Genomic DNA, 25,265 nt, shown 5'->3' on the forward strand with positions numbered 1-25,265 from the left:
TTCTCCTTGGTGGGGTGGGATGGGGCGTTGAGCGCCGGGGTGCGGGTGGGGTCAGTCGTGGGCCGGGGGCGGGGTGGCCCCGGGCGTACGGCGGCGGGCGCGCAGTACCAGGAAGGCGAGGGCCGCCAGGGCGAGCGCGCCGGCTCCGAGGGATACCGGGAGGACGGGGAAGGCGGTGGAGCCGTCTGCCGCTGCGACGGGGGCGGTGTTGGGCCGCGGACCCGGTTTGGCCGACGGGTGGGTGGGCGGTGTGGGGTCGCTGCCCAGGTTGGGGAGGGCGGGGAGCGCGGCCTTGGCGTCTACGGCGACGGCGAGCGAAACGGGGTCCATCTCCGTGCCCGCCTGGTACATCCCGCCGAACGCCTTGGCGCCTTCCGCGGTGAGCCGGGTGGGTGCTTCGGTCAGTGCCGCCAGGCCGTCCTCGGGCTTGAGGTCCTTGGCGTCGAAGGTGGCCAGCGGTGTGCGGTCCGTCGTGGTGCCGGAGGTGGTGACCGTTGCGGAGAGCGTGCCCCTGCCGTCCGCAACCTTCACGGCGAACCGGCTCAGCGCGAGGTCGAGGTGGGCGCCGGTGAAGCGCACGCCTCCGGTGAACTCGGCGTCCAGGATGGCGTGTTGGGGGTCGTAGCTGCCCTTGCCGCGGGGGAAGCGGAAGACCGCGCCGCCGTCCTGGGCGCCGTCGGACAGTCGCCACCTGCCCTTGGCGATGTCGCCGGTGACGTACTCGCGGAAGGTGCGACGCACGCCCCAGTCGACGGCGGCGTCGGTGAAGGCGCCCGGCTTGTCGTTGCTCCGGCGGCCGTCCTTGTCCTGCGCGTCGCCGCTCCGGCCCTTCGCCCCGCCGTCGCCGGCGGTTGCCTTGACGTCGGCCGACAGGCTCACCGGGTCCAGGGCGGTGCCGGCCGGGTAGTACCCGGCGAAGGCCCGCGCGCCCTGTGAAGTGAGCGTGGCGGGAACGTTGTTGAGGGCGATGGGGCTGGCGCCGCCGCGGGTGTCCACGCCGCCGAGGTTCAAGGAGGCCAGCGGCACCCGGGTGGCCGCGGTGACCTTTCCGGTGCCCTTCGCCTTGCTGGTCAGGTCGGCGTAGAGGGTGCCGCTGCCGCCGGCGACGACGACCTGGGGTCGGCTGATGGTCAGGTCCAGCTCGAAGCCGCCGTCTGGTGTGCGGTGTCCGGTGAAGCGCACGGCGCCGGAGAAGCCGGCGGTCAGCGCGCCGGTGGCGGGGTCGTAGTCGCCGGTGGCGGAGTGGAACCGGAACTGGTTGGCGCCGACCGTGGCGGCCCCTTGGCTCAGGCCCCAACTCCCCTGCGCGATCGGCCCGGTGACGTATGCCTGGAAGGAGGACTTGACGGCCCAGTCCAGTCTGCCGCCGGAGACCGGGCGTTGCCCGGCCCATGCGGTGGTGGCGGTGGTGAGGGGGAGCAGTCCGCCCAGCAGTGCCGTCAGGAGTGCGAGGGCGAGTGCGCGGCCATGGGCGCGGAAACGGCCGCGTGCGCGGGCTCGGTCGCGGGGATGGCCGCGGGCCGGTCTGCGGGGCAGCAGCATCGAGGACCCCTTTCAGGGCTGGTCGCTAAGGTAAGGCTAACCTAAACTCTTCCAGGCAACCCGCGTCAACCCGCACCAACCAACGCCAATCCACCTCGACCCTCACCCGCGTCAACCGACCTCCACAGAAAGGCGGGACAGTGACCGCACCCCTCCGGGCCGCCAACGGCCGGCGCCTTTGGACCCGCAGTGCACCGGCCGCCGCACTCACACTCCTGCTGACCCTCGCCGCACTGCTCACCGGCTGTGGCGGCAAGGCGGGCAGCGCCAAGGGCGGGAGCGGCCAGGGCAGTTCCCCGGCCGCGGCGCGGCCCACCATCGATCGCGTCGAGCCGCTGGCCGGCCCGGCCCCCGCCCCGACGCTGCCGGCGACCGCACGTTCCGCCGACGGCCACGAAGTGACGGTGCGTAAGGCCGACCGGATCGTGCCCCTCACCGGCTCGCTCTCGGAGATCGTCTACTCCCTCGGCCTGGGCGACAGGGTGGTGGCGCGCGACATCACCACCACCTTCGAGCAGGCCGAGCGGCTGCCCGTGGTCACCCGCGCGCACGACGTCTCGGCGGAGAACGTGCTCTCCCTCAAGCCCGATGTGGTGCTCGCGGACACCACCACGGGACCGGCCGAGGCCCTCGGCCAGATCCGCGACGCGGGCATCCCGCTCGTCGTCCTCGAACCGGCCAAGCGCCTCTCCGACGTGGGGAAGCGCATCGACGCGGTGGCCGCGGCCCTCGGCGTGACTCCGGCCGGTACGGCGCTCAAGCAGCGAACGGAGCAGCGCCTGGCGGCAGTTGAGAGGAAGATCCCGGGTGAGAAGACGCACGGTGGGGATCGACCGCGGGTGGCCTTCCTCTACCTGCGCGGCTCGGCCTCCGTCTACCTCCTGGGTGGCGCCGGCTCGGGAGCCGACTCGTTGATCGAGGCGGCCGGGGGAGTGGACGCCGGCAAGGAGTCCGGGCTGACCAAGGACTTCACCCCGATCACCAGCGAGGCGTTGGCCAAGGCGGCGCCGGACGTCATCCTCGTCATGACCAAGGGCCTGGAGTCCGTGGGCGGGATCGACGGGTTGGAGAAGATCCCCGGCGTCGCCGAGACCCCGGCCGGGATGAACCGCCGGGTGGCCAGCGTCGACGACGGTGTGCTGCTCAACTTCGGACCACGGACGGACCAGGTGCTCGCCTCGCTCGTCGGCCAGTTCCACGCCAAGGGGAAGTGACATGGCAGTGCCGAGCGTGACCACCACGGAAACCCCGACTGTGGGCTCCGCCAACGAGAGGGAGCCCGCTCCCACACCGCGCCCCAGCCGCCGCCGCACCCCCTTCCTCCTCACCCTCGGGCTGGCCGCCGCGCTGTTGCTGGCCGCCCTGGTCTCCGCCGGCACCGGCGCGTACGACATCCCGGTCGGCGACGTCGTCGGGTCGGTGCTGCACCGACTGCACCTCGGCGGTGCGGAGTTGGACCGGGTCGGCGAGAGCGTGCTGTGGAACGTACGGGTGCCGCGCGTGGTCCTCGGGCTGCTCGTCGGGGCGTCGCTGGGCTGCGCCGGCGCGCTGATGCAGGGGGTCTTCGGCAACCCGCTCGCCGAACCGGGCGTCATCGGCATCTCCTCGGGCGCGGCCGTCGGCGCGGTCGGCGCGATCGCGCTCGGCCTGACGTTCCTGGGCAACTGGACGGTGACGGTCTGCGCGTTCGCCGCCGGACTGCTCACCGTCACCCTCGTCTATCTGCTCTCCCGCTCCGGCGGGCGCACGGAAGTCGTCACGCTGATCCTCACGGGCATCGCCGTGAACGCCTTCGCCGGCGCCCTGATCGGCCTGTTCGTCTTCCTGGCGGACAACGCCCAGATCAGTCAGATCACCTTCTGGCAGCTCGGTTCGCTCTCCCAGGCCACCTGGCCGAAGGTGCTCGCGGTGCTGCCGTGCGCGCTGGCCGGACTGGCCGCGGCGCCGCCGTACGCCCGCAAACTGGACCTGCTCGCGCTCGGCGAGCGGCCCGCCCGCCATCTGGGCGTGGACGTCGAACGGCTGCGGATCGCCCTGGTGTTGGTGGTGGCGCTGCTGACCGCCGCGGCGGTGGCGGTGGCCGGGATCATCACCTTCGTCGGGCTACTCGTTCCGCATCTGCTACGGATGGCCGCGGGCCCGGGCCACCGCTTCCTCATCCCGGGCAGTGCCTTGGGCGGCGCCCTGGTCCTGGTGGTGGCCGACCTCGCGGCCCGTACGGCCGTGGCGCCCGCCGAACTTCCGTTGGGCGTGCTCACCGCGCTGTTCGGCAGCCCGTTCTTCTTCTGGCTGCTGCGCCGGACCCGCCGCAGGCAGGGCGGCTGGGCGTGACGCCGGGCGACCAGGCGGGCAGCCAGGCACCGCACGAGCCCTGCCGGACACCACACGGCCCCATGCCAACCCATCCCCACCCGCCCCAGCCATCAAGGAGACCAGCCGTGATCGGCAAGCTGCGCACCCGGACGTCCCGGCGGATCCCGGCCCGGCCCGAGCCCGGCCAGGAGTGCGCCCGGGCCCGCGGGCTGACCGTGTGCCTGGGCGGACGGACCGTGGTGGACGGGGTGGATCTGACGGTCGCCGCCGGCGAGGTGTTGGCACTGGTCGGTCCCAACGGGGCCGGAAAGTCCACCCTGTTGGCGGCACTCGCCGCCGACCTTCCGACGGCGGGCGGCGAGGTGTGCATCGACGGCCGCCCGGCCGACGACTGGTCCGCCCCCGAACTCGCCCTGCGCCGCGCCGTGTTGCCGCAGTCCGCCGCGCTGTCCTTCCCCTTCACCGTCGCCGAGGTTGTACGGATGGGCCGGGCGCCCTGGGCCGGGACACCGGCCGAGGACGAGGACGAGCCCGCGGTGGCGGCGGCGATGGCGGCCACCGAGGTGGCACGGTTCTCCGAACGGCCCTTCTCCGCCCTCTCCGGCGGGGAGCGGGCACGGGTGGCGTTGGCGCGCGTCCTCGCCCAACGCGCTCCACTCCTCCTCCTGGACGAGCCCACCGCCGCGCTCGATCTGCGCCACCAGGAACTGGTGTTGGGAATCTGCCGGGAGCGGGCGGCGGCCGGGGACGCGGTCGTCGTGGTGCTGCACGACTTGGGCCTGGCCTCGGCGTACGCGGACCGGGCCGCGGTGCTGCACGGCGGCCGGATCGCCGCTCAGGGGCCACCGGCCGAGGTGTTCGAGGCCGGCCCGCTGTCCCGGATCTACCGGCAACCGGTGGAGGTGGTCGAGCACCCCAGGACCGGCCAACCACTGGTCATCCCCGTACGCGAGCGCCGTACCGCGGAATCGATGACCGCTCGCCGCGAAGGTTAGGGATCCTCAGCGAACTTCGAGCGGCGCGTGGTGCCGTCGCTCTGGCGGCCTGGCTCACGTCCGGCTGGCGGCGTCGGTCTGCTCACGCAGGATGTCGCTGTGGCCGGCGTGGCGGGCGAATTCTTGGATCATGAGCAGATAGATCCATCGCAGGCTGACCGTGCCGACGACCGGGTGCTGTCGGGTGGCGTCGAGGTCGATGCCCGCGGCGATCGTTCGTGCGCGGTCGCTGGCGCGCTCGAACTCGGCGATGACGTCGGCCACCGTCTCGTCGTCACCGACCACGAAACTGTCCTCGCCCACCATCGCACCGTCACATTCAGCGTCCGGCAATCCCGCCAAGACGCGCTGAAACCAGTTCCGTTCGGCGAACGCGGCGTGTTTGAGCAGCCCGATCGACGTCGTCATGGACGGGACGCGACGGCGGCGTGCCTCCGCTTCGGAGAGGCCGCGCACCGTGTCGATCAGTTCGGCCCGAACATGGTCAAGCAGGTATTCGAGAAGCTGACGCTCGGGGCCGTCGGTGGTGCGAGTCGGGTCTTTCATGGTGTGCATCCCTCGTTTCCCCCGGACAGCCAGGCCGCGGCCGCCCTCCAACCTTCGCTTCGCTGAGCGTACCGAGCTGCCACGGGTCGTCGCTGAGAATGCGCAACCTTCGCTGCGAGAAGCCAAGAGGGGCGGGCCCAACCGTGTTTCCCAGTGCCAGGCATCGCACCACGTCATCACGTCAGGGCGTCACGACCAGTGGGGCGTTGCGTTGCGCGTCCGAGATCAGTTCGTCCGCGGCCTCGATCAGTGCCCGCAGGGCCTTGATCAGGCCGGTGCGTTGGTCGGTGGGGAGGCGGGCGACGATCGTGCCGATCTCCTCCGAGCGGTGGGCCAGGACGTTCTCGACCAGATGCCGGCCGGCCGGGGTGAGGCGGAGGACGACCTCGCGGCGGTTGGCGGGATTGATCTGCCGGTCGACGAGGCCGACGGCCTGCAGCCTGTCGACCATGCGCAGCGCCGTGGAGGCGTTGACCTCCAACGCGGCCGCCAGCGCGGCCAGTTTGCCCGCTCCGTGGCTGTGCAGGACGACCAGGGTGCGGAGTTGGGGGAGGGTGAGTGTGGGATCGGTGGCGGCGAGCGAGCGGGCGGAGATCGCGACGAAGAGCCGGGAGGTTTCCATCAGTGCAGCGGTGACCTCTTCGACGGTCTCGTGCACATCGCGCTTCGGGGCCGCCGCTCCGCCGTCCCGGGGGGTGTACTGCTTCATGGTCTTTCGCCATGGTCAGGTGGGGGTGTGCCGGAGTTTTCCCGGCAGTGGACAGGCGCCGGAGGGTGCCGTCGTGGGTGCCTATTTATCCGTTTTTGGCCGCTTTATTGCACTGAGCAATGATACTCTGATGGTGAGGTCATTCGAAATATCTGAGGGGAAGCGATTCGAATGTCGGACCTCTCTCATCACGCCCCGGACATCACCAGTCACCCCGACGTCCCCGAGATGCGCGAGCGTTACGCCAAGCTGGTCGGCGGACGCCAGGCAGTCGCCCTCGACGGCCTGGTCCTCCTCACCGGTATCTACGCGGCGATCTCCCCGTGGGTGGTGCACTTCCGCGTGACAAGCCCGGAACTGACCGTGAACAACCTCATCATCGGCCTCGTCCTGGCCGTGATCGGCCTGGGGATCACCCGGGCGCCCGAGCGCATGTACCGGCTGACATGGACCTGCGCGGCGATCGGCGTCTGGCTGATCATCTCGCCGTGGGTCGTGACCGCCGGCCACCACGCGACCGCCGGAATGATCTGGAACAACGTCCTGCTCGGCGCCGTGACGCTCGTCCTCGGGTTGGCCGCAACCCGGTTGGCGATGTCGGCGGAACAGCGGCCAACGACCGCTAAGTAGCCGGCGCGCAGCGCATGGCGACCGCTCCGGAAGGAGGTGGCCATGACTCTACCCATGCGTGACCGGCGGGCTCTCGCCGAGATCGAGCAGCATTTCCTGGAGGACGACCCCGAGCTCGCGCTGCTGCTGGGCACCTTCGGTGGTGCCGGGACCGGGGGACGGCGCACCGGACTCGTGCGGCGGCTCCGGACAGGTGTGGTGATCGCCTACCTGGCGGTCATCGTGAGCGGCGCGCTGTTCGTCGCCGGGGCCGTGGCCCGGGACGCGGGGCTGCTGATGGCGAGCGGGGCCATGGTGTTGGTCTCCGGACTCCCGTGGGTCTGCGCCCGGTTCCGACGCAGGGCGGAACGCCCGGCTGAGCCGGACCTCCGTCGCGGCGGGCACGCGACCCGATGAACCGGCTGGAAAGTGGTGATTCCATGAAGTGCTACGACTGCGCGCAGGCCGGTGAGTTCGCCGACGCTGTCGGCGTCTGCCACCACTGCGGCGCCGGGGTCTGTCTGCAACACTGCCATGTCGCCCTGGAGCCCGGTCACCGGCTGGCCGGCGTCGGTCAGTCGACGCTCTCCCGACCGGCCCGCGAAGTCACCTGCCTGACCTGCCATGCCTCCCAGTCGCTCCCCGCTCGGGTCGCTACCAAGAGAAACGCGCGGTGACGCTGCGGAGGGGACTGGCGAGCGGAAGCACCCGGTCGCGAACGCCAGTCACCCCCGGCGTCCCCGTCCGGGCGTCGACAGGCCAGACAGGCGCACGCGCGGGCAACGGTTCGGGGGTTGGCGCCGGGCCGGCTGGCCCCGATGATCCCCGATAAAATGAGACCGCGTAGCTGTTGCAACCGAACTCGCACCGGTAGTTGCCGTCGCAGCGCAGAGCAAGGCACCGCTGGCCTTTCGGGGGTAGGCCCGTGGCGGCCGGCCGGGAAGGACACCGATGGCCACACAGATCACCTGCCGCAGGGTCTACGAGGAGACCACGGCGCGGGACGGCAAGCGCGTGCTGGTCGACCGTGTCTGGCCGCGCGGGATGCGCAAGGAGGACCTGCACCTCGACGAGTGGCTGCGCGAGGTGGCCCCCTCCACCGAACTGCGCAAGTGGTATGGCCACGACCCGGACCGCTTCGCCGAGTTCCGCCGCCGCTACCTCAGCGAACTGCGCGATTCCCAACACCGCCAGGCCGCTGTGCACCTCCGCGACCTCGCGACCCACCACACCGTCACGCTGCTGACCGCCACCAAGGACATCGAGCACAGTCAAGCCGCGGTGCTCGCAGAATGGCTGGCCGGGAAGCGGTGATGTAGCGAGAACCCCTGCAAAGCGGATCACCGCGGAGCATCGGACGGTATAACGGTCCCCATGTCTCCGCACCCACCCGCATCACCCGAGCCCGCCGATCCGCCCGTCGACCCGTCCGCCGAGCCGGCCGTGACGGGTCGCCTCGACGAGGAGGCGGAGGAGGTCACGGTCGCCGTCATGGCGGCGTCCCGCCTGCTCATGGCCGTCTCGGCGCGCGCCCTGGCCTCGATAGACGACGCCATGACGCTGCCGCAACTGCGGGCCCTGGTCGTGCTGGAGAGCTGCGAGCCCCTCAAACTCGCGGCCATGGCCGCCACATTGGGCGTCAATCCCTCGACCGCCATGCGGATGGTCGACAAGCTGGAAGCCGTCGGACTGGTCGACCGCAAGCCCAACCCGGAAAACCGCCGCGAGGTCGTGCTGCGGCTCACCGCGGAGGGTCGAACCATGGTCGAACGGGTCCTCGCACACCGCAGGGCCGAGGTCCGCACACTGGTCGGCCGGCTGCCGGACCAGCAACGGGCCGAGCTGGTACCGGCGTTGCGGGCGCTCATCGAGGCCGCCGGCGAGTTGGCCGTCGACCCCTTCGACGAGGTACGGCGGATAGGCGGGATCGTGGCGGACCCGCTCGCCCCGGGTGGCCGCGACGGTCTGGTGTGAGAGGCGCGAACCGGCCCCGCCGATGGGCGGGGCCGGCCGTCGTATCGGTCAGCGCGGGGCGCCGGCCCGCCCCTGCCGCGCGGCGGGGCGGGTGGTGGCGGGGTGCCGGTAGGGGGTGGTGCGGGCGCGGGAGCGGTAGACGACGTACGGCCGGATCAGATAGCCGACGGGTGCGGTGAAGGCGTGCACGAGCCGACTGAACGGCCACAGGGCGAACAGGACCATGGCGAGTAGGGCGTGGCACTGGTACACGAGCGGGGCGTGCGCCATCGCCGGGACGTCCGGGGCCAGCTCGAACAGGCTGCGGAACCAGACGGCGACGCCCAGCCGGTAGTCGTAGGGGTTGGCCACCGAGGACGCGGTGGCGGTGAGCCCGGCCACCAGGACCAGGGTCAGCAGTGGGTAGACCAGGCGGTCACTGCGGCTGGTCGCCTGGCGCACCGCCGGCACCCGCAGCCGCCGCCACAGCAGGATGCCCAGACCGCACGCGGCCCCGACGCCGGCCGCGCCGCCCATGGTGAGGGCCACCGAGTGGTACATCTCCTCGCTCACCTGAAACCGTTGGGTGAGCGATTCGGGCACCAGGAGCCCCATCACATGTCCGCCGGCGACGAAGAGCAGCGCGTAGTGGAACATCGGACCGCCGATGCGCAGCAGCCGGGCCTCGTGGAGTTGACTGGAGCGGGTGGTGAAGCCGAAGCGGTTGTGGTGGTAGCGCCAGACGGTGCCGGCCACCAGGATGGTCAGGGAGAGGTAGGGCAGCACGCCCCACAGGGCGATGCGGAGGTGGGTGGTCACCGGCGGACTCCTTCGTCGCCCGGGGTGGCGCGGATCGGGAAAGGCACGGGGGTCGCCTCGTTGGGTACGGGTGCCGGCTGCGGTCCGGCGGCGGGCAGGGTGTGTTGCAGGGCGCGCAGCACGTCGGCGTAGGGGCTGCGGTAGTCCGCCAGGGCCCGGGCGAGCAGGTCCACGGCGCCGCGGTAGTGATGGAGCACGGGGATGCCCGCCTGGGGACAGCGGGCGGCGAACTCCAACACGACGGGGAGGAAGTCGGGCAGCTCGCCGTCGTCGGGTTCCCAACCGTGCGCGCGGTACCGCGACTTGAGCGCCGCCAGGGACGCGCCGCGGCGACGGGTGTCGCCGTCGGTGTAGTGGGACAGGTGCAGGGTCCGGCGCCGACTGCGGTCAAAGGTGATCACATAGCGCGAGGCCAGGTCCAACAGCGGGGCGCTCGCCGCCTCGCCGCAGAAGCCGAGCAGTAACTCGACGTCCGAACCCTTGAGTTGGGTGAGTGCGGCCGCAACCTGGGGGAGCCGCTCGGCCCAGACCGGGTCGGGATAGGACAGCAGCAGGGCGGTCGCCTGGTGGACGGCGCGGTGACGGTTCATCAGCTACCGCCCTCCCCCTGCTGACGCGGCGGGAAGAGGCCCTGCGGCCTGCCGCGCCCGTTCCAGTTGAACAGGTTGACCCGGTCCCGGAGCCGACCGGTGGACGCCGCGGTGCCGGCCAGGGGAGGCGCGTGGAACGCCTCCGGGTCGTACATGCCCGGCCCGCCCTGGCCCTCCAGGCTGCACCCGTGCGCGGTCGCGTCGTCCTCCCGGTCCCGGCCGACGGCGTAGCTGGTGGGAATGACGTAGCGGTCCTCGTACTTGGCAACGGCCAGCAGCCGGTACATCGCCTCGATCGAGTGCTCGTCCAGGCCGACGCCGCGCGCGATCGCCGGGTCCTGCTCCTCGCCGAGGTTGATCCGCCGCATGTGCGCGCGCATCGCGGCCAGCCGGCACAGCGCGTCCTCCACCGGTGCCCGGTCCCCGGCGGTGAACAGGCCGGCCAGATAGTCCAGGGGGATGCGCAGGGTGTCGATGGCACCGAAGAGATTCGCCGGGTCCTCGCCGTCGTGACCGCCGCGGGTCAGGGCCTCGACGACCGGGGAGAGCGGCGGGACGTACCAGACCATGGGCAGCGTCCGGTACTCCGGGTGCAGCGGTAGGGCCACCCGGTAACGGGTGATCAGGTCGCGGACGGGGGAGCGGCGGGCCGCGAGGATCCAGTCGTGCGGGATGCCCGACTCCTCGGCGGCGCGGACCACTTCTGGGTCGTCGGGATCGAGGAAGCAGTCGAGTTGGGCCGCGTACAGGTCCTTCTCGTCCGGGACGGCCGCGGCCTCGCCCGCCTTGTCGGCGTCGTAGAGCATGACGCCGAGATACCGCAGCCGACCCACGCAGGTCTCCGAGCAGACGGTCGGCTCACCGGCCTCGATGCGCGGGTAACACAGGGTGCACTTCTCCGCCTTGCCGGTGGAGTGGTTGAAGTACACCTTCTTGTACGGGCAGCCGCTGACGCACATCCGCCAGCCGCGGCACCGGTCCTGGTCGACCAGGACGATGCCGTCCTCGATGCGCTTGTAGAGCGCGCCGGAGGGGCAGACCGCCACGCACGTCGGATTCAGGCAGTGCTCGCAGATCCGCGGCAGGTAGAACATGAACGCCTGCTCGTACTCCCACTGCACCTGCTCGTTCATCCGGCGTAGCACGGGGTCCCCGGCCAGGTGGTCGGGGCCACCGCCGAGGTCGTCGTCCCAGTTGGGGCCCCAGGTCACCTCGGTGGGCCGCCCGTCGATCAGCGAGCGGGGCCGGGCGGTGGGCAGGTCGTCGCCCAACGGCGCCGAGATCAGCGTCTCGTAGTCGTAGGTCCAGGGCTCGTAGTAGTCGCTGAGGGTGGGGAGTTCGGGGTTGGCGAACAGGCGGGCCAGGCGACGGGCGCGGCCGCCGGTGCGCGGGACCAGGCGGCCGCGGCCGTCCAGGCGCCAGCCGCCCTTCCACTTGTCCTGGTCCTCGTGGCCGCGGGGGTATCCCTGGCCGGGACGGGTCTCGACGTTGTTGAACCAGGCGTACTCGGTGCCCTGCCGATTGGTCCAGGTCTGTTTGCAGGTGACCGAACAGGTGTGGCAGCCGATGCACTTGTCGAGGTTCATGACCATCGCGACCTGTGCCATGCAGCGTCCGATGGAGGTGGCTTTGCGACGGGGCATCTCTCAGTACTCCACGTGCTGATCGCGACGACGGATGACGGTGACCGCGTCCCGCTGGTTGCCGGTGGGACCGTAGTAGTTGGGCGCGAACGACAACTGCCCGTAGCCGCCGATGAGGTGGGTGGGCTTGATCAGGAGGCGGGTGAGGGCGTTGTGCACCCCGCCGCGGCGCCCGGTTGCCTGGGAACGGGGGACGTTCACCAGGCGCTCCTGCACGTGGTACATGAAGACCGTGCCGGGCGGCATGCGGTGCGAGACCACCGCCCGCGCGGTCACCACGCCGTTGGGGTTGACCGCCTCGATCCAGTCGTTGTCCGCCGCACCGATGGCCTCGGCATCGGCCAGGCTCATCCAGATCACCGGCCCACCACGGGCCAGGGTCTGCATCAGGAGGTTCTCCTGGTACTCGGAGTGGATCGACCACTTCGAGTGCGGAGTGACATAGCGGACGGTCACCGAGCGGGAGTCGTCGTCGACCGGATCGCCGCCGTGGACCACGGCCCGGTCCAACGGGGGCCGGTAGACCGGGAGTTGCTCACCGTACTCGGCCATCCAGTCATGGTCGAGGTAGAAGTGCTGCCGCCCGGTGAGGGTGTGCCAGGGCTTGCGGTGTTCGGTGTTGACGGTGAAGGGGGCGTAGCGCCGGTCGGGGGCCTCCTTGCCGGACCACTCGAAACTGGTGCCGACCTGGACCGGCCGGTTCTGGGTGTCGGAGAACACCACCCGGCGCTCGCGGACGGAGGCGGCCAGCCCGGTGAACGCGGTGACCGGCCCGCAGCGCTCGGAGAGCTGATCGAAACCCTCGGCGGCCAGGCGCCCGTTGGTGGTGCCGGACAGCGCCAGGATCGCCTCGCAGAACTTCACGTCGGTGTCCAACAACGGCCGACCGCGCGCCGGGCCGGACAGGGCGGTCCCGCAGCGCTCGGCCAGCCAACGGGACTCCGGACCGGGGTGGACGGTGAGCCCCTTGACCGTCATGCCCTGCTGCTCGGCGAGTGGACCGAACGCCGCCAACTTGGCCGCGACCGCGGTGTAGTCCCGCTCGACCAGGCTGAACAGGGGCATGTTGCGGCCCGGCTCCGGCCGGACGCCGGGCGCCCGCCAGTCACGCACCGTGCCGCCGGGCTGCGCCGTCTCCCCAGGCGTGTCGTGCTGCGGCACGGTGGCCACCAGGTCGTAGGCGGTGTCCAGGCGTCCCGCCGCCAACTCGCTGAACCTCGCTGCCAGTCCCTGGAAGATCTCGAAGTCGGTGCGGGCCTGCCAGGGCGGGTTGATCGCCGGCGAGAAGGCGTGCACATAGGGGTGCATGTCCGTGCTGGACAGGTCGTGCTTCTCGTACCAGGTCGCCGCCGGCAGGACGAGATCGGCCATCAACGTGGTCGAGGTCATCCGGAAGTCCAAGGCCAACAGCAGGTCCACCTTGCCGCGCGGCCCGCCCTCGTGCCAGGCAAGGTCGCGCGGCCGACTCCCGGGCGGGGCCTCCTCCGCGCGGGCGTTGTCGCTCGCCCCCAACAGGTGGCGCAGGAAGAACTCGTTGCCCTTGGCCGAGGACCCGATCAGATTGGCCCGCCACACGGTGACCACCCGCGGCCAGTTCGCCGGATCGTCCGGATCCTCACAGGCGAACTGCAGCCGCCCGGCCGCGAGTTCGGACGCCGCCCAGTCACCCGGCTCGCGCCCCGACTCGTGCGCCTGCCGACCGAGCTCCAACGGATTGGCGGTGAACGCCGGAGCGGAGGGCATCCAACCCAACCGCATCGACTGCGCCACCAGATCCGCGGTGTGCCGCCCGGCAAACGCACCCTTCCCGGTCGGAGCCGTCAACGCGTCAGCGTCCTGCGCGTCGTACCGCCACTGATCGGTGTGCAGATACCAGTACGGCGTACCGGGCACCTGCCGGGAGGGACGCACCCAGTCCGCAGCCGACTGCAACTGCTGCCAACCGGTATACGGGCGGACCTTCTCCTGGCCGACGTAGTGCGCCCAACCACCGCCATTGACGCCCTGACAGCCGGTGAGCAGCAGCAGGGTGAGGAACGAGCGGTAGATGGTGTCGGAGTGGAACCAGTGGTTGGTGCCCGCCCCCATGACGATCATGCAACGGCCGCGGGTCTTCTCCGCCGTGTGCGCGAACTCCCGCGCCGCACGCACCACCGCGCGCGCCGGCACCGAGGTGACCGTCTCCTGCCACGCCGGGGTGTAGGGGAGGGAGGCGTCCTCGTAGTCCTCCGCCCAGTCACCCGGCAGCCCCGACCGTCCCACGCCGTACTGGGCCAGCAGCAGATCGAAGACGGTGGTCACCCGACGCCCGCCGATCTCCCGCACCGGCACACCACGCCGCACGGTGCCCGGCGCATCGAACCGCGGCAGCAACACCGTGACCCCGGTGCCGTGCTCCCGGTGGAAGGTCAACGCGGGCTCGATCCCGGCCAGATCCAGGTTCCAACGCCCGGTGCCGCTCTTGGACCAGCGGTCGCCCAGCGTGCCGTTCGGCACCACCGGCCGGTCGGACACCGCATCGAGCAACACCGGCTTCCACGCCGCGGTCGCCTCCTCCTCCGACTCCAACCCCAGATCCGCGGCCGTCAGGAACTTCCCCGGAACGAACCCCTCTTCCCGCTCCTCCAGCACAACCAGGAACGGCAGATCCGTGAACTGCCTGACGTAGTCGGTGAAATACGGGACCTGGCGCTCGACGAAGCACTCCCGCAGCACCACGTGCCCCATGGCCATCGCCAGCGCACCGTCCGTCCCCGGATGCGGATGCAGCCACTCGTCCGCGAACTTCGTCGCGTCCGCGTAGTCCGGCGAGACCACGACCACCTTCTGCCCCCGGTAGCGCGCCTCGGCCATCCAGTGCGCGTCCGGGGTCCGGGTCACCGGCACGTTCGAACCCCACAGCATCAGGTAGGCGGCATCCCACCAGTCACCCGACTCCGGCACGTCCGTCTGGTCCCCGAAGACCTGCGGCGAGGCGATCGGCAGGTCCGCGTACCAGTCGTAGAACGACACCATCGGCGCGCCGATCAACGACATGAACCGCGCACCGACCGCATGCGAGGCCATCGACATCGCCGGGATCGGCGAGAAGCCGGCGATCCGATCCGGCCCGTGGGCCGCGATGGTGTGGACATGGGCCGCCGCCGCGAGCTCCAGCGCCTCGTCCCAACCGATGCGCACCAGACCGCCCTTGCCGCGCGCCGACTGGTACCGCCGCCGCTTGACCGGATCGGTGGTGATCTCCGCCCAGGCCGCCACCGGGTCCCCCAGGCGCTGACGCGCCTCCCGGTAGAGCTCCAACAGGACCCCGCGCACATGCGGGTAGCGCACCCGGGTCGGCGAGTAGATATACCAAGAGAACGAGGCCCCGCGCGGACACCCGCGCGGCTCGTACTCCGGACGGTCGGGTCCCACCGACGGATAGTCGGTCTCCTGCGTCTCCCAGGTGATCACGCCGTCCTTGACGTACACCTTCCACGAGCACGAGCCCGTGCAGTTCACCCCGTGAGTCGAGCGCACCACCCGGTCGTGGGCCCAACGCTCCCGGTACGGCGCGTCGTTCACACCTTGGTCGGTCCGGAACACCGCCCTCAAGTCCGGTGTGGTGGGGGCCCGCCGTAGAGCCGTACCCACTTGCAACAACTGATCTGCAGCCTTCGCCGCAACGCGCTCGGCTTCTTTCCGGGCGCCGCTTCGTACCACCACCGTCGCTCCTTTCACCACATGCGGGGAGCGGCACCGACCTCTCGGGGCCCCGTACCCGGGCGGTCGCGTTCCACCGGGACCAGCTTCACCATGCGGAGTCCCTGCTGACACGCCATCACGACAGGCTTGATGAGAGTTATACGTAGTTTTTCTTGCGCTTTGCAATACTTGCCAATGGCATGCACTTCGCTGTGAGTGACGCCTCGCCGGTCACCCCGGACAAACACCGGCCTGACGAGGCGTAGTACCCCACACGACGGGGAGCGGGGGAGGTGTTCCATGAGGGGAACGGAGGCCGCTCGGTGCCCGGAACGGCCGCGGAACGGCCGCGAAACGGACGCCGATCGGCGAGCGGGGCGAGAGCCCTTCGGCGAGGGAAGCGGAAGCTGCCCGATGCGTGGGGAGGAAGCGGTTCGATGAGCGGAACGGAACGGGAATCACGGGCGCCACGAACGTCGCCAGCGGGATCGGCGGACCAGACGGCCGCCGCGACACCGCGCGGAGTCCGGACGGAATCGGTGTACGGGCCCGCTCGCCCCTGGCCCGGCACCCGCGTACTGGTCGACCGAAGGCTGACGCTGGCACGCCTGCCCCTGATCGTGCGCCCCGACATCTGGCTGGCCAGGGTCGCGCCCTCCGCCACTCTCTGGCGCTGGTACGCCCTCAACGAGGTCAACTACCGGGCCTTCGCCCGTCGTTACGCCCAGGAACTCGCCGAGGACCCGCCGCGCGCCGACGCCCTGCGCCGCCTCCACCAACTCGCCCGCACCGGACCGCTGATCCTCCAGACCGCGGCGACGCCGCTCCACCTCAGCCACGCCAGAGTCCTGGCCCACCAGTTGGCGACCGACGCCCCAGGCCGCCCACCCGAGGACGCCGGCGACGCCGCCTGTTGGCTGAGGACGGTCTGCCCGCACTGCGACCGGATCCCGGACCAGCCGATGAGCGCGTGCCCGTCCTGCGGGATGCCGCTACCGGGTCCGGGGGAGGGGTAATGATCGTCGCCGGAACCGTCGCCGTCACTTTCAGCCCACTGGCATAGGTGTTGGCGACGATCGGGGCACGAGGCCAAGCGCGTTGGCCGCATTGGCCGGCAACCGGGCGCGAAGTCCCCGTCCACCGGTGGCCGTTCCGTGTCCCATTTCTTCAAGACGCCGGAGACGCAACGTCGTTACGGTCCTCACCATGAACGATACCAGCGACAGTGACAACGACTGTCAGAGTGACAACGACAACAAGAGCGGCACTGTCCACCGGGGAGACCGTCCACAGCCCGCTCCGCGCGATCGCCGACGGCACCGGGAGCGGCAGCGAGGTGGTGTTCACCCTCCGACGCCAACCGGGCATGAGCGACGCCGACTTCGAGCGGGACGCCGGCACGGTCGCCGCCGACCTGACCCGGCTCAGGGACCTGTTGGAGTCCTCCGCCCACCGGCAACGGTGATTCGGCCGGACCCTCGCTCGCACTGGAAGGCATGCCCACGGTCGGCGCCCCGAGCGTCACCGAACTCCGCCAGGCACTCAGCGCGTCCGGCCGGCGCCGTGGTGTTCGTCGGCCGTCGCTCCCGCTCCGGCCCGGCGGCCGGGGTGTGCCGCGAGGCGCTGAACCACGGCGCGTTGGACCTGCCCGGAGCCGTGCGGTCTTCGTCCCCGACGGCCCCAAGTGGCCGTAGCGGTTGGGTCGTTGCCGTATCGGCCTATTGCGCTCCGCCGGCCGGAAGATGGTCGCCGACCTGCTCGCGCAGCCACTCGTCGTCGAACACCTTGCTCAGGTAGTTGCGGCCGGAGTCCGGAATGACCACGACCACCAGGTCGTCCGGACCGAGCTCGGCGGCGACGCGTAGCGCTCCGGCCACCGCGGTGCCCGCCGAGGCGCCCACCAACAGCCCCTCCTCGCAGCCCAGTCGGCGGGCGGTCAGCAGCGAGTCGCGGTCGCTGATCCGTTCGAAGTGGTCCACCGCATCGGTGTGGAACGACTGCGGCCAGGAGTCGTCCACCGTCTCGGGGTGGCGGAACATCCCGATGCTCTCCACCGCGTACGCGGTGCCGGGCCCGCCCGAGTAGACGGATGCCTCCGGGTCGGCGCCGATCACCCGCACCCGGCCGCCGCTGACCTCCTTGAGGTAGCCACCGGTGCCGCTGATCGTGCCGCCGGTGCCGACGCCCGCCACCAGATGCGTGATCCGGCCCTCGGTCTGCCGCCACAGCTCCGGACCGGTACTGCCCCGATGCGCACGGGGGTTGGCGGGGTTGTTGTACTGGTCGGCCAGCCACGCGCCGGGAGTGGTCCGGGCGATCCGTTCCGCCGCCGCCCTCGGGTGCTCGGGGTGTTCGCGGGGCACGTCGCCGGGGCAGATCACCACTTCGGCACCGTAGGCGCGCAGCACCGCCACCTTCTCCGCGCTGCTCTTGTTCGGCAGGGTGAAGACGCAGCGGTAGCCGCGTTGTGCCGCCACCATGGCCAGGCCCACCCCGGTGTTGCCCGAGGTGGTCTCCACGATGGTGCCGCCCGGCCGCAACAGCCCGGCGTCCTCGGCGGCCCGCACCATGGACAGCGCGATGCGGTCCTTGACGCTGCCGCCCGGGTTGACGTACTCCAACTTCGCGTAGATCGGGGTCGAAAGGCCCGCGGTGATCCGGTTGAGCCGGACCAGCGGGGTGTTGCCGACCACGTCGACAAGGGATTCGTAGACGTCCATCGCAGCAGTCTGCCGGAAAGATCGAGGTCCGGGAGTGGCCTCCCGGGCCTCGGACCCGAAACGCGTCAACCGCGCCGCGTCGACAGCGCGGTACGGCGACGCGGTTGCGGCGACGCGGCTACGTCGTTACGGCGTGCCGCATCTGAATCGCGTACCCGTACGGCTACGCGCCCATGACAAGTAGCGCGCCCTGGAGCGGTGTTGACCGCGAGTCAGGAGCGAACGCACCGTCGGTGCGGCGGTCCGCGGCGACAGGCGGGGCCCAGTGGTAGCGGTAGCCCCCCTCATCGCGTCGCACCGTTCAACGCCTCGTCCGCCTCGCGTGCCTTGTTCGTCCCGCGCGTCTCGTCGGCCACGGTGGCGGGCTGGTCGGCGTCGGGGCGCGGGCCGATGGCGCCCTCGGCGGCCAGTTGGTCGTGGACCTCGTCGACGAGCCCGTGCAGTACCTTGATCTGGGACTTGGTGAACAGCAGCACCGCCACGATCAGCACGATGCCCGGCAACTGGGACAGCAGGAACGACTCGTTGAACTTGTCGACATCGAAGCTGTAGACGACGAACACCCGCAGTACGGAATCGACCAGCGCGGCGAGTCCGAACGCCGCCGTCACCATGCGCTCACGGGTCCGGAACGGCTGGGAGCGCTCCCACGCCTGCTCGTAGGCGACGGTGCGGTCGGGGTCGCCGTCGGTGGCCATCGGGGTGGCCGCCACATAGACCAGGGGCCGTCCGGCGACGCAGGTGAGCAGCAGGTAGACGGCCGCGAGCAGGGTGTAGAAGGAGGGCTTGGCGGCTACCAGGCGCGGGTCGTCGGAGAGGAACAACAGGGCGACGGTCAGCGCCATTTCGAGGACGACGAGCAGGCCGATGACGTCCAGCTTGCGCCGCCGAATGGTGTGGATCAGCGCCCACAGGCCGCCCGCCGCGCCGGCGAGGGTCAGTGCCCAGACCTGGTCGAGGCCGACCAACTGGTGCAGGACGTAGAAGCCCGCGATGGGGATGACCAGATCGAGCGCCATCGGGGCGAGGGCCCGGAACTTCTGTGTCGGGCCCGGGGACTTGGCTGCCGAGGTCTTCACGCGATGGCTCCCTTGATGAGTGTTTCCGGTATCAGGCTGCGGCATATCCGGAATGCGCAGTCATTACCTAGAGTTATCACGGAAACCTGCTGGTCAGAGCCGTGCGAAGGCGTGAGGGGCGTTCCGGGCCCGGGCCTGACGCCGAGGGGAGGAGGCGCGGCTGAGTGCCCGTCGGACCTCTCGGCTAGAGCTGCGCGGCCCCGACGCCCGGTGCCGGGTGGGGATCGCGGAAGGTGAACGCCGTTGGCCCGGGGCCGTGTTCGCGCACCCGCGCGACCCGTTCCATCGCCTCGGCGATGCTCGGGCGGTGGCCGACCGGAATCCACCACAGGGCCTGGTGCGCGTCGGTCATGCGGTGGAACCACTCACGACGACGGCTCAGTACGCGCAGGTGGTCGGTGTGGTAGGTGAAGTTCCGCAGGGCTTCGACCGACTCCCAGACCGAGCAGTTGATCAGGAGCATGTCGTCGCCCTCGTCGGGGCGGACCCCGGTCGCGTCCTCGCCCGCGTCGTCGACCATGCGCCAGACGAACCCCGGGCTGGACTCGGCGAGTGCGTTGATCTCGGGGAGTTGAGCGACGAAGCCGGCCAACTCCGGTCCGTCCAGCGGGCCGACGATCCGGCCGATGTTGACCTGCGCGAGGTGAAAGACAGTCATGAGCTCAGCATGGCCCGGCCCGACTTCTATCGTCAATGGTTTTTGTTTTTAGAAAGTGCCACGCAACACCCGCCGGGACACGGGTCCATCGACGGCGACCACCGCTCCGGCGCCAGGCCCTCCAGCAGCGCGAGATTCATCCCGCAGACCAAGGCCGGGAACTCCTCGGCCAGCGCGTGGAAGGGGCAGTTGCGCAGCCGCAACGTCTCCCCGTCCCAGAAGGGTTGATAGCCGCGGGCCCGCAACACCTCGACCAGGTCATCGGCGGCCGCATCCGGATGCGCCGCGCCCGCCACCCTCGCCGCCGCCTGCAACTCCCGGTCCAGGCCCGCGTTCTCCACCACCTCGGCGAGCAGTCGGCTGGCCGCGTCGTACGACCGGGGCGGAACGGACACGGCGTGCTCACCCTCGGCACGCCGATACAGCTTCGCCGGCCGTCCCGCCCCCGGCCCCGTGCGCCCGGACAGCCGCCGGAACGACACGGCCAGCAACCCCGCCTCGACCAACTTGTCCAGATGGAAAGCGGCCAACGACCGGGTAATCCCCACCGCTTCCGCGGCCGCCTCGCGTCCCACCTCCTCCGCGGCGGCGACAACGTGTCGATAGAGCCGGCGGCGCACGGGGTCACCCAACACACCCAGCACCGCGAATGCGGAATCGGAATCTTCAGCGGTCACGCGCCGAGTCTATGACCAATGGGAGTACGCAAAACAGCGCCGAGCCCTCGCCGCACGGCTCCCCGCACGGCCCCCTAACGAAGGCCGTGGGGAGGGCCGTTGGCGGGGCTCGGCCCGGTACGCGCGGCAACAGAGCCCCGCTGCGCCGCGCCCCCCAGTAGGCGGCGCCGGGCCCGGCCTGTACCAGAGAACCCCGGCCGGCGCACCGCTGCCCGCAGGCGCCCCTCACGACGAGCGGCCCGTCACCTCTCCTTGAGCTCGCCGAACATCTCGATCAGCCGCTGGGGCGCGTCGTCGTCGAAGACGGTCTCGTAGAAGAGAGCGCCCTCGGTGGCGGCCGCGGCACTACGCGGGAACATGGCCCGCTCGTACTCGCCGAGCGCGGCCTCGACGTCGTCGGGGTGCGCGGCGAGGGCCTTGCCGAGCTCGGCACCGTCGAGCATGGCGAGGTTGGCGCCCTCGCCGTTCGACGCCGTGAGATGGGCCGCGTCGCCGAGCAGGGTCACCCCCGGCACCCGATCCCAACGATGCTCGTTCGGCAGGGCGTTGGCGGGGCGCAGGACCGGTGCGGTGTCGCCATTGGTGATCAGCGCGGTGAGCTCCGGCGCCCAACCGTCGAACTCCTGCGCAATCCGCGCGGCCGCGGAGGCGGGATCGTTGAAGTCGATGCCGGCGAACCACTCCAGTGGCTTGAAGAGCATCACATAGCAGTGGAGCGTCTCGCCGCTCTCCCGGTGCGCCCCGAGCAACTTCCCCGACGCGGGGGCGAACATGGCCCCGCCGCCAACTGCCTTGGCGGTAGCGGGGTGGCGGGTGTCGCCGTCGAACAGATAGGCCTCGACGATCGACACACCAACGTACTCGGGTACCGCATCGGACAGCAGCGGCCGGACCCGCGACCACGCACCGTCCGCGCCGACCAGCAGGCTCGTGGCGACGGTGCTGCCGTCGGCGAAGGTCACCTCGTGACGACCCCCGCCCAGGGCCCGGACGCCGCTGACCTTGTGCCCCCACCGGACGGTGCCGGCCGGGAGCGAGTCGAGCAGCATCTGCCGCAGCTCGCCGCGCTGCACCTCGGGGCGCCCGCCCGTGCCGTCGTCGGCCACGTCGAGCAGCACGGTCCCGTCCCGGTCGAGGACCCGGCACTGCTGGCGGCCCTCCAGGATGAGGCCGCGGAACTCGTCCATCAAATCCGCGTCCTGAAGCGCCAGTTGACCGTTGTAGTCATGGATGTCGAGCAGTCCGCCCTGCGCGCGTGCCGTGGGGGAGGACTCCGCCTCGTAGACGGTGGTCGGTATGCCGTGGAGGTGCAGGACGCGGGCGAGCGTGAGTCCGCCGAGTCCGGCGCCGATGATCGTGACGTGAGTGGTCATGGTGATTCCTTGCAGATCGCACGCCTACCGAGCGGGCACCCGGCAGGAACCCTGACAACGTGCCAGCCCCCGCCGACACCCCACCGACATCGGACCGACGCCCGACCGACAGCCCTCCGATCCGTGCCTGCAACTTCTTGCCGCTGTTCCTTTCCCTCTGACCTGACTGGCCCCACGGTGGTGCGGGGGCGCATGAGGACGACTCGGTGGGGTGCCGGGGCGTCCGGGGGCGCGTCAAACGGGGATGAGGCAGACGCTGTCTGCCTCACGGTCAACGCAGGGCGTGATCCAGCTCGGCCCGGTGTTCACTGACCCATTCATACGCCGCCTGTACCTCACCCACCGCCCCAGCTGCTCTGAGGCGGACCATCGCGAGGTTTCCGGAGTCCGCAGCCGCCTCAATACCGCGCCAACACCTGTCCTGCCACCACAAAACCACGGACACGAGAGCGCGTCGTTCGGCCAGCCCATAAGAGTCAGCGATCAACCTCAACCGTCGCGCAGCTTCGGAGGCGTCTTCGACGCCCGGCCCGAGTCCGAGATACTGCCAACACGCATGGGCGACGTCATGAATGCGCGCACCCGGCGCGGCCAAGTCCCAGTCGATAAAGGCCACGGGGCGCAAGGCACCGTGAACAGGCCGATAGACGGTGTTCTTGGGCGCAAGGTCGTTGTGACACACGACCTCATGCGAGCCGGCCAGTCCCGTGCCTGCCGTGAGGTCATGGAACTCCCGCACGAGTTCGGCAACCCGCACCAGACTTTCGTCGGAGTGCACGGCCGGAGGCTGCTGCGGACCCCAGGCCACATGCCCTTCGAGATAGGTCAGAACCTCGCGTCCTTCCTCGTCGATACCGTGGTATCGCGGCGCCCCACCCCACCCCGCGGCCTCAAACATCCGCAGCAAGTCACCGACGAAGCCAGTGCTCGCCGACACGGGCCGGCGCACGGTGCCGCCAACGCGCACAACGCGATTGACCGACCCACCAGACAACGAAGACTCCGACATTCCTCCATCGTGCACGATCGTCACGTCGACAGGAGCGGGAAGCCTTCGCCTTCCCGCTTGACCTGGTCGCATCGCTGCGCCGACACAGCGGGGTGCGCGAGAGCGAGGAAGCGTTCCGGCTCGCGGCGGACGACCGCTGCTGGGCGGGCAGAAGATCGTGTCGGCAACCGTGTTCCTGAGGGAAGTCCCAGCCGACGTGTTCGAGGAGGACGACGACGAGTTCTACGAGTTCGGTTCTCGATCAGGGTGTTCGCCCTTCAGGGAGGTGCGGCACGAAGGCCGCATCCAAAAGCAGATGCCGTGCACCGCAAGCGCGCGTAATGTGCGCTCCTTGGCAGTGTCTCTTACTCGGCTGGTGATGCGGCCACTGTTTCGGGAGGGTTCGATGGTTGCGGACATAGTCAGGACCTGGGTGGCGGGATGGGCTGTCTCACGGCGGACTCCTCCGCCGGTCGACATGCCCTGGGGTTTCTACATCGAGGTGGCCGACAACCCCGCTGAAAGGGGACGCCATGTCCTGCCGGAGGTTGACGAGGCGTTGGTCCGCAGCGCCGCTGCCTCGGTGGAGGCGCCGCGCACCTGGATGAAGATCCCAGCGGAGCCTGCCGAGATCGAGCCCTGGCTACCGCAAGGGTGGGCCTGGGAGGAGAGCGGGCATCTGATGGCGGTTGACCTGGTCGCCTCGAACCCGGTCGCACCTGAGGGGTACACCGTGACTGTGGAGGCCATCGGTGCTGTCGCCTACGTCCGGGTGTGGGACGCGACGGGCGAGCCGGCGGCTCAGGGGCAGATGGCGCTCCTCGGGGAGGCCACGGTTGTGGACCGGGTGGTGACCGAGGAGGCCCATCGGCGGCGCGGGCTGGGCAACTTCGTGATGCGTACGCTCGCCGACCACGCCGTGGACCAGGGCGCGGTCCTCGGCGTTCTTGGCGCGACCGATGCCGGACGTGCGCTGTACGAAACGCTGGGCTGGAAGAAGCACGCGACGCTGGCGGAGTGCGTCTACCGGCCCTGAGACCAGAAGCGTTGGCCGATCCTGTGCAGCCACCTCAACGCGGGAACGTGGAGGCTCCGCCTCGGCAACCCCTGGCGGGAGCTGCAAGGCGGCGGGACGGTGCGCACCGGATGTTCGTTGCTCTGCTCTGGGGAGCGGTCTCGACCCTTGCCCGGGACGCCGCAACCATGAGGCCGGGCGGACCACTTGGCGGGCGGCGTCGGGCCACGGGGTGGAGGGTTATGCGGTTGCCGGGTGGAGGGGAAGCGGTTCGGGGTGCCGCTGGGTTGGGGCGGTGAGGCGTACGGCGCCGGCTGGCACCGGCACCGCAGCGAAGATCGCGTCCTGCTGCGCCTGGAGTTCGCGGCGACGCTCGGGCGGGGTCCCCGGCAGCCGCTGCTCCTCGTAGATCTCGTGGGTTTCGAGCTGGGCGGCCTTGCTTTCCGGGGTGTGGAACTGGACCTCGAAGACCTGGCCCGAACGTGGCGCACGCCAGGCGGAGTTGACGGCCTTGTAGCCCTGGGGGCGGCCCCAGGTGTTGGACCAGCGTTTGGTGTCGTTGCCCCAGGAGGAGAGCAGCCCGGCGGCTACGGTGACGCCATGGGTGTACTGCCCGGTCGGCCACTGGAGGGTGTAACGGACCGAGTCGTTGAGCGTGGCGAGTGAGGTCCCCACGCTCTGCCCCGGGACCTCCTTCATCTTGGTGGCGACCTTCCGCTTGAGCGAGTCCGGGGACTTCAGCCGCTGGTCGAATCCGACGAGCTGTGCGTGGGTGAGCAGCGCGACGGTGCGGACCTGAGGACTGATGGACCGTTCCGCCCGCCGTGCCCGGGCGAGGTAGGCGTCCACTTCCTTGTTGTCACGGGCGTTGAGGTGCAGCCCGTCCTGACTCCAGCCGCCGTCGGGCGCGGTGACGCGGGCCTGCGCGGACGGGGCGATCGCGGTGGCATGGGACGGGGTGACCGGGGCGGCGGTGGCGGTCTGCACCGCGCCCGTTCCCAGGGCGGCGGCGAGGGCGGTGGCCAGCGCAGCCCGGGTGATGGAGCGGCCGGTGGGGTGGTGGTGGGACATTGGCGTGCGACGTTCCTCTCTGCCGGGCCGTATCGCTACGGCTGCCGCACTCAGCCCGCCGGGTGCTCGCCGGGCTCGGTGCGGCCGTATGACAAGAAGTGCAACGGGCGACGGGCGCATCGGTAGCCGTCTGCACGGCTATTGGGCAGTACCTGGCCGGAACGCTGCGCAGGAAGGCCCGAATCGGACGTCGCGCAACCGCACAACAGGCCCGGACGGTTCCGGGGGGAGCGGCTAAGGACGTCGACGCGGAGGCATGGACCGCGGCGATCAATGTGATC

At 70.6% G+C, this 25,265-nt stretch carries 23 protein-coding genes and 2 pseudogenes; 11 read left to right on the forward strand and 14 right to left on the reverse strand.

Features of this window, described 5'->3' with window-relative positions:
- Positions 1–51 precede the first annotated feature (51 nt).
- Complete coding sequence (locus PV796_RS39510) at positions 52–1,539, reverse strand: HtaA domain-containing protein (RefSeq protein WP_446750712.1); 1,488 nt, start codon at positions 1,537–1,539, stop codon at positions 52–54.
- Positions 1,540–1,682: 143 nt separating this feature from the next.
- Between PV796_RS39510 and PV796_RS39515 the strand changes: the two genes are divergently transcribed.
- The 3 genes from PV796_RS39515 to PV796_RS39525 all read left to right on the forward strand — a co-directional run bounded on the left by PV796_RS39515 (position 1,683) and on the right by PV796_RS39525 (position 4,850).
- The gene (locus PV796_RS39515; RefSeq protein ID WP_274918694.1) at positions 1,683–2,756 is read left to right on the forward strand and encodes a heme/hemin ABC transporter substrate-binding protein; all 1,074 of its coding nucleotides are present in this window, start codon (positions 1,683–1,685) and stop codon (positions 2,754–2,756) included.
- 1 nt (position 2,757) lies between these two features.
- On the forward strand, positions 2,758–3,873 hold the full coding sequence (locus PV796_RS39520) for a FecCD family ABC transporter permease (protein WP_274918695.1): 1,116 nt from the start codon (positions 2,758–2,760) through the stop codon (positions 3,871–3,873).
- A 143-nt stretch (positions 3,874–4,016) separates the two neighbouring features.
- Entirely contained in the window at positions 4,017–4,850 is an 834-nt protein-coding gene (locus PV796_RS39525; protein ID WP_446750713.1) for a heme ABC transporter ATP-binding protein, read from the forward strand.
- Positions 4,851–4,904: 54 nt separating this feature from the next.
- On the opposite strand, the gene PV796_RS39530 is transcribed toward PV796_RS39525, so the two are convergent.
- Positions 4,905–5,396 carry a DinB family protein gene (locus tag PV796_RS39530; protein ID WP_274918699.1) on the reverse strand — a complete coding sequence of 164 codons (492 nt, stop codon included), beginning with the start codon at positions 5,394–5,396 and terminating at the stop codon, positions 4,905–4,907.
- Between the two features lie 181 nt (positions 5,397–5,577).
- Positions 5,578–6,105, reverse strand: a complete 528-nt coding sequence (locus PV796_RS39535; protein WP_274918700.1) for a MarR family winged helix-turn-helix transcriptional regulator — start codon at positions 6,103–6,105, stop codon at positions 5,578–5,580.
- A gap of 171 nt (positions 6,106–6,276) precedes the next feature.
- Here PV796_RS39535 and PV796_RS39540 point away from each other — a divergent pair, with 171 nt between their 5' ends.
- The 5 genes from PV796_RS39540 (at position 6,277) to PV796_RS39560 (ending at position 8,688) form a co-directional block, all read left to right on the forward strand.
- Positions 6,277–6,735 (forward strand): SPW repeat protein, encoded by a 459-nt coding sequence (locus PV796_RS39540; protein ID WP_274918701.1) that lies wholly within the window; start codon positions 6,277–6,279, stop codon positions 6,733–6,735.
- A gap of 42 nt (positions 6,736–6,777) precedes the next feature.
- Positions 6,778–7,131 carry a DUF3040 domain-containing protein gene (locus PV796_RS39545; protein ID WP_274918702.1) on the forward strand — a complete coding sequence of 118 codons (354 nt, stop codon included), beginning with the start codon at positions 6,778–6,780 and terminating at the stop codon, positions 7,129–7,131.
- 23 nt (positions 7,132–7,154) lie between these two features.
- The gene (locus PV796_RS39550; protein WP_274918703.1) at positions 7,155–7,391 is read left to right on the forward strand and encodes a DUF2180 family protein; all 237 of its coding nucleotides are present in this window, start codon (positions 7,155–7,157) and stop codon (positions 7,389–7,391) included.
- A 274-nt stretch (positions 7,392–7,665) separates the two neighbouring features.
- Positions 7,666–8,028: a DUF488 domain-containing protein gene (locus tag PV796_RS39555; protein ID WP_274918704.1), complete on the forward strand. Its 363-nt coding sequence runs from the start codon at positions 7,666–7,668 to the stop codon at positions 8,026–8,028.
- 60 nt (positions 8,029–8,088) lie between these two features.
- Positions 8,089–8,688 (forward strand): MarR family winged helix-turn-helix transcriptional regulator, encoded by a 600-nt coding sequence (locus tag PV796_RS39560; RefSeq protein WP_376566689.1) that lies wholly within the window; start codon positions 8,089–8,091, stop codon positions 8,686–8,688.
- A gap of 48 nt (positions 8,689–8,736) precedes the next feature.
- On the opposite strand, the gene narI is transcribed toward PV796_RS39560, so the two are convergent.
- From narI to PV796_RS39580, 4 genes are read right to left on the reverse strand one after another with little or no spacing between them, the layout of a single operon-like run.
- Positions 8,737–9,486 (reverse strand): respiratory nitrate reductase subunit gamma, encoded by a 750-nt coding sequence (gene narI / locus PV796_RS39565; RefSeq protein ID WP_274918705.1) that lies wholly within the window; start codon positions 9,484–9,486, stop codon positions 8,737–8,739.
- Positions 9,483–10,076, reverse strand: a complete 594-nt coding sequence (gene narJ, locus PV796_RS39570) for a nitrate reductase molybdenum cofactor assembly chaperone (RefSeq protein WP_274918706.1) — start codon at positions 10,074–10,076, stop codon at positions 9,483–9,485. The genes narI and narJ overlap by 4 nt, the downstream gene beginning before the upstream one ends.
- Positions 10,076–11,719, reverse strand: a complete 1,644-nt coding sequence (gene narH / locus PV796_RS39575; protein WP_274918708.1) for a nitrate reductase subunit beta — start codon at positions 11,717–11,719, stop codon at positions 10,076–10,078. Before narH ends, narJ begins: the two co-directional genes overlap by 1 nt.
- Positions 11,720–11,722: 3 nt before the next feature.
- Positions 11,723–15,421 (reverse strand): nitrate reductase subunit alpha, encoded by a 3,699-nt coding sequence (locus PV796_RS39580; protein WP_446750714.1) that lies wholly within the window; start codon positions 15,419–15,421, stop codon positions 11,723–11,725.
- A gap of 419 nt (positions 15,422–15,840) precedes the next feature.
- Between PV796_RS39580 and PV796_RS39585 the strand changes: the two genes are divergently transcribed.
- Together PV796_RS39585 and PV796_RS39590 are read left to right on the forward strand one after the other, a co-directional pair.
- On the forward strand, positions 15,841–16,419 hold the full coding sequence (locus PV796_RS39585; protein WP_446750661.1) for a DUF488 domain-containing protein: 579 nt from the start codon (positions 15,841–15,843) through the stop codon (positions 16,417–16,419).
- A 251-nt stretch (positions 16,420–16,670) separates the two neighbouring features.
- Positions 16,671–16,868: pseudogene (locus PV796_RS39590) on the forward strand (hypothetical protein); the annotation flags it as partial.
- 265 nt (positions 16,869–17,133) lie between these two features.
- On the opposite strand, the pseudogene PV796_RS39595 reads toward PV796_RS39590, so the two are convergent.
- The 6 genes and pseudogenes from PV796_RS39595 to PV796_RS39620 all read right to left on the reverse strand — a co-directional run.
- Positions 17,134–18,123 (reverse strand): annotated as a pseudogene (locus tag PV796_RS39595) (PLP-dependent cysteine synthase family protein); the annotation flags it as partial.
- 284 nt (positions 18,124–18,407) lie between these two features.
- Positions 18,408–19,202, reverse strand: a complete 795-nt coding sequence (locus PV796_RS39600) for a VC0807 family protein (protein ID WP_274918711.1) — start codon at positions 19,200–19,202, stop codon at positions 18,408–18,410.
- Positions 19,203–19,386: 184 nt separating this feature from the next.
- Positions 19,387–19,860 carry a DUF3291 domain-containing protein gene (locus PV796_RS39605; RefSeq protein ID WP_274918712.1) on the reverse strand — a complete coding sequence of 158 codons (474 nt, stop codon included), beginning with the start codon at positions 19,858–19,860 and terminating at the stop codon, positions 19,387–19,389.
- 32 nt (positions 19,861–19,892) lie between these two features.
- Positions 19,893–20,537, reverse strand: coding sequence for a helix-turn-helix transcriptional regulator (locus PV796_RS39610; RefSeq protein ID WP_274918713.1), 645 nt, complete (start codon positions 20,535–20,537; stop codon positions 19,893–19,895).
- 242 nt (positions 20,538–20,779) lie between these two features.
- A complete protein-coding gene (locus tag PV796_RS39615) occupies positions 20,780–21,910 on the reverse strand; it encodes an FAD-dependent oxidoreductase (protein WP_274918714.1) in 1,131 nt (376 codons plus the stop codon).
- 271 nt (positions 21,911–22,181) lie between these two features.
- A complete protein-coding gene (locus tag PV796_RS39620; protein ID WP_274918715.1) occupies positions 22,182–22,943 on the reverse strand; it encodes a phosphotransferase in 762 nt (253 codons plus the stop codon).
- A gap of 172 nt (positions 22,944–23,115) precedes the next feature.
- Between PV796_RS39620 and PV796_RS39625 the strand changes: the two genes are divergently transcribed.
- Positions 23,116–23,934 (forward strand): GNAT family N-acetyltransferase, encoded by an 819-nt coding sequence (locus PV796_RS39625; protein ID WP_274918716.1) that lies wholly within the window; start codon positions 23,116–23,118, stop codon positions 23,932–23,934.
- A 219-nt stretch (positions 23,935–24,153) separates the two neighbouring features.
- Here the strand turns inward: PV796_RS39625 and PV796_RS39630 are convergent, their stop codons facing one another.
- Positions 24,154–24,984, reverse strand: a complete 831-nt coding sequence (locus PV796_RS39630; protein ID WP_274918718.1) for an ATP nucleotide 3'-pyrophosphokinase — start codon at positions 24,982–24,984, stop codon at positions 24,154–24,156.
- Between the last annotated feature and the right edge of the window lie 281 nt (positions 24,985–25,265).

This window comes from Streptomyces sp. WZ-12 (assembly GCF_028898845.1).
Taxonomy (GTDB): domain Bacteria; phylum Actinomycetota; class Actinomycetes; order Streptomycetales; family Streptomycetaceae; genus Streptomyces.

Excerpts from the sequence above, each read along its gene's own strand:
- PV796_RS39520 (WP_274918695.1), top strand. The coding sequence starts at position 2,758 with ATGGCAGTGCCGAGCGTGACCACCACGGAAACCCCGACTGTGGGCTCC.
- PV796_RS39530 (WP_274918699.1), bottom strand. The coding sequence starts at position 5,396 with ATGAAAGACCCGACTCGCACCACCGACGGCCCCGAGCGTCAGCTTCTC.
- PV796_RS39535 (WP_274918700.1), bottom strand. The coding sequence starts at position 6,105 with ATGAAGCAGTACACCCCCCGGGACGGCGGAGCGGCGGCCCCGAAGCGC.
- PV796_RS39540 (WP_274918701.1), top strand. The coding sequence starts at position 6,277 with ATGTCGGACCTCTCTCATCACGCCCCGGACATCACCAGTCACCCCGAC.
- PV796_RS39545 (WP_274918702.1), top strand. The coding sequence starts at position 6,778 with ATGACTCTACCCATGCGTGACCGGCGGGCTCTCGCCGAGATCGAGCAG.
- PV796_RS39550 (WP_274918703.1), top strand. The coding sequence starts at position 7,155 with ATGAAGTGCTACGACTGCGCGCAGGCCGGTGAGTTCGCCGACGCTGTC.
- PV796_RS39555 (WP_274918704.1), top strand. The coding sequence starts at position 7,666 with ATGGCCACACAGATCACCTGCCGCAGGGTCTACGAGGAGACCACGGCG.
- PV796_RS39560 (WP_376566689.1), top strand. The coding sequence starts at position 8,089 with ATGTCTCCGCACCCACCCGCATCACCCGAGCCCGCCGATCCGCCCGTC.
- narJ (WP_274918706.1), bottom strand. The coding sequence starts at position 10,076 with ATGAACCGTCACCGCGCCGTCCACCAGGCGACCGCCCTGCTGCTGTCC.
- narH (WP_274918708.1), bottom strand. The coding sequence starts at position 11,719 with ATGCCCCGTCGCAAAGCCACCTCCATCGGACGCTGCATGGCACAGGTC.
- PV796_RS39585 (WP_446750661.1), top strand. The coding sequence starts at position 15,841 with ATGAGCGGAACGGAACGGGAATCACGGGCGCCACGAACGTCGCCAGCG.
- PV796_RS39605 (WP_274918712.1), bottom strand. The coding sequence starts at position 19,860 with ATGACTGTCTTTCACCTCGCGCAGGTCAACATCGGCCGGATCGTCGGC.
- PV796_RS39615 (WP_274918714.1), bottom strand. The coding sequence starts at position 21,910 with ATGACCACTCACGTCACGATCATCGGCGCCGGACTCGGCGGACTCACG.
- PV796_RS39630 (WP_274918718.1), bottom strand. The coding sequence starts at position 24,984 with ATGTCCCACCACCACCCCACCGGCCGCTCCATCACCCGGGCTGCGCTG.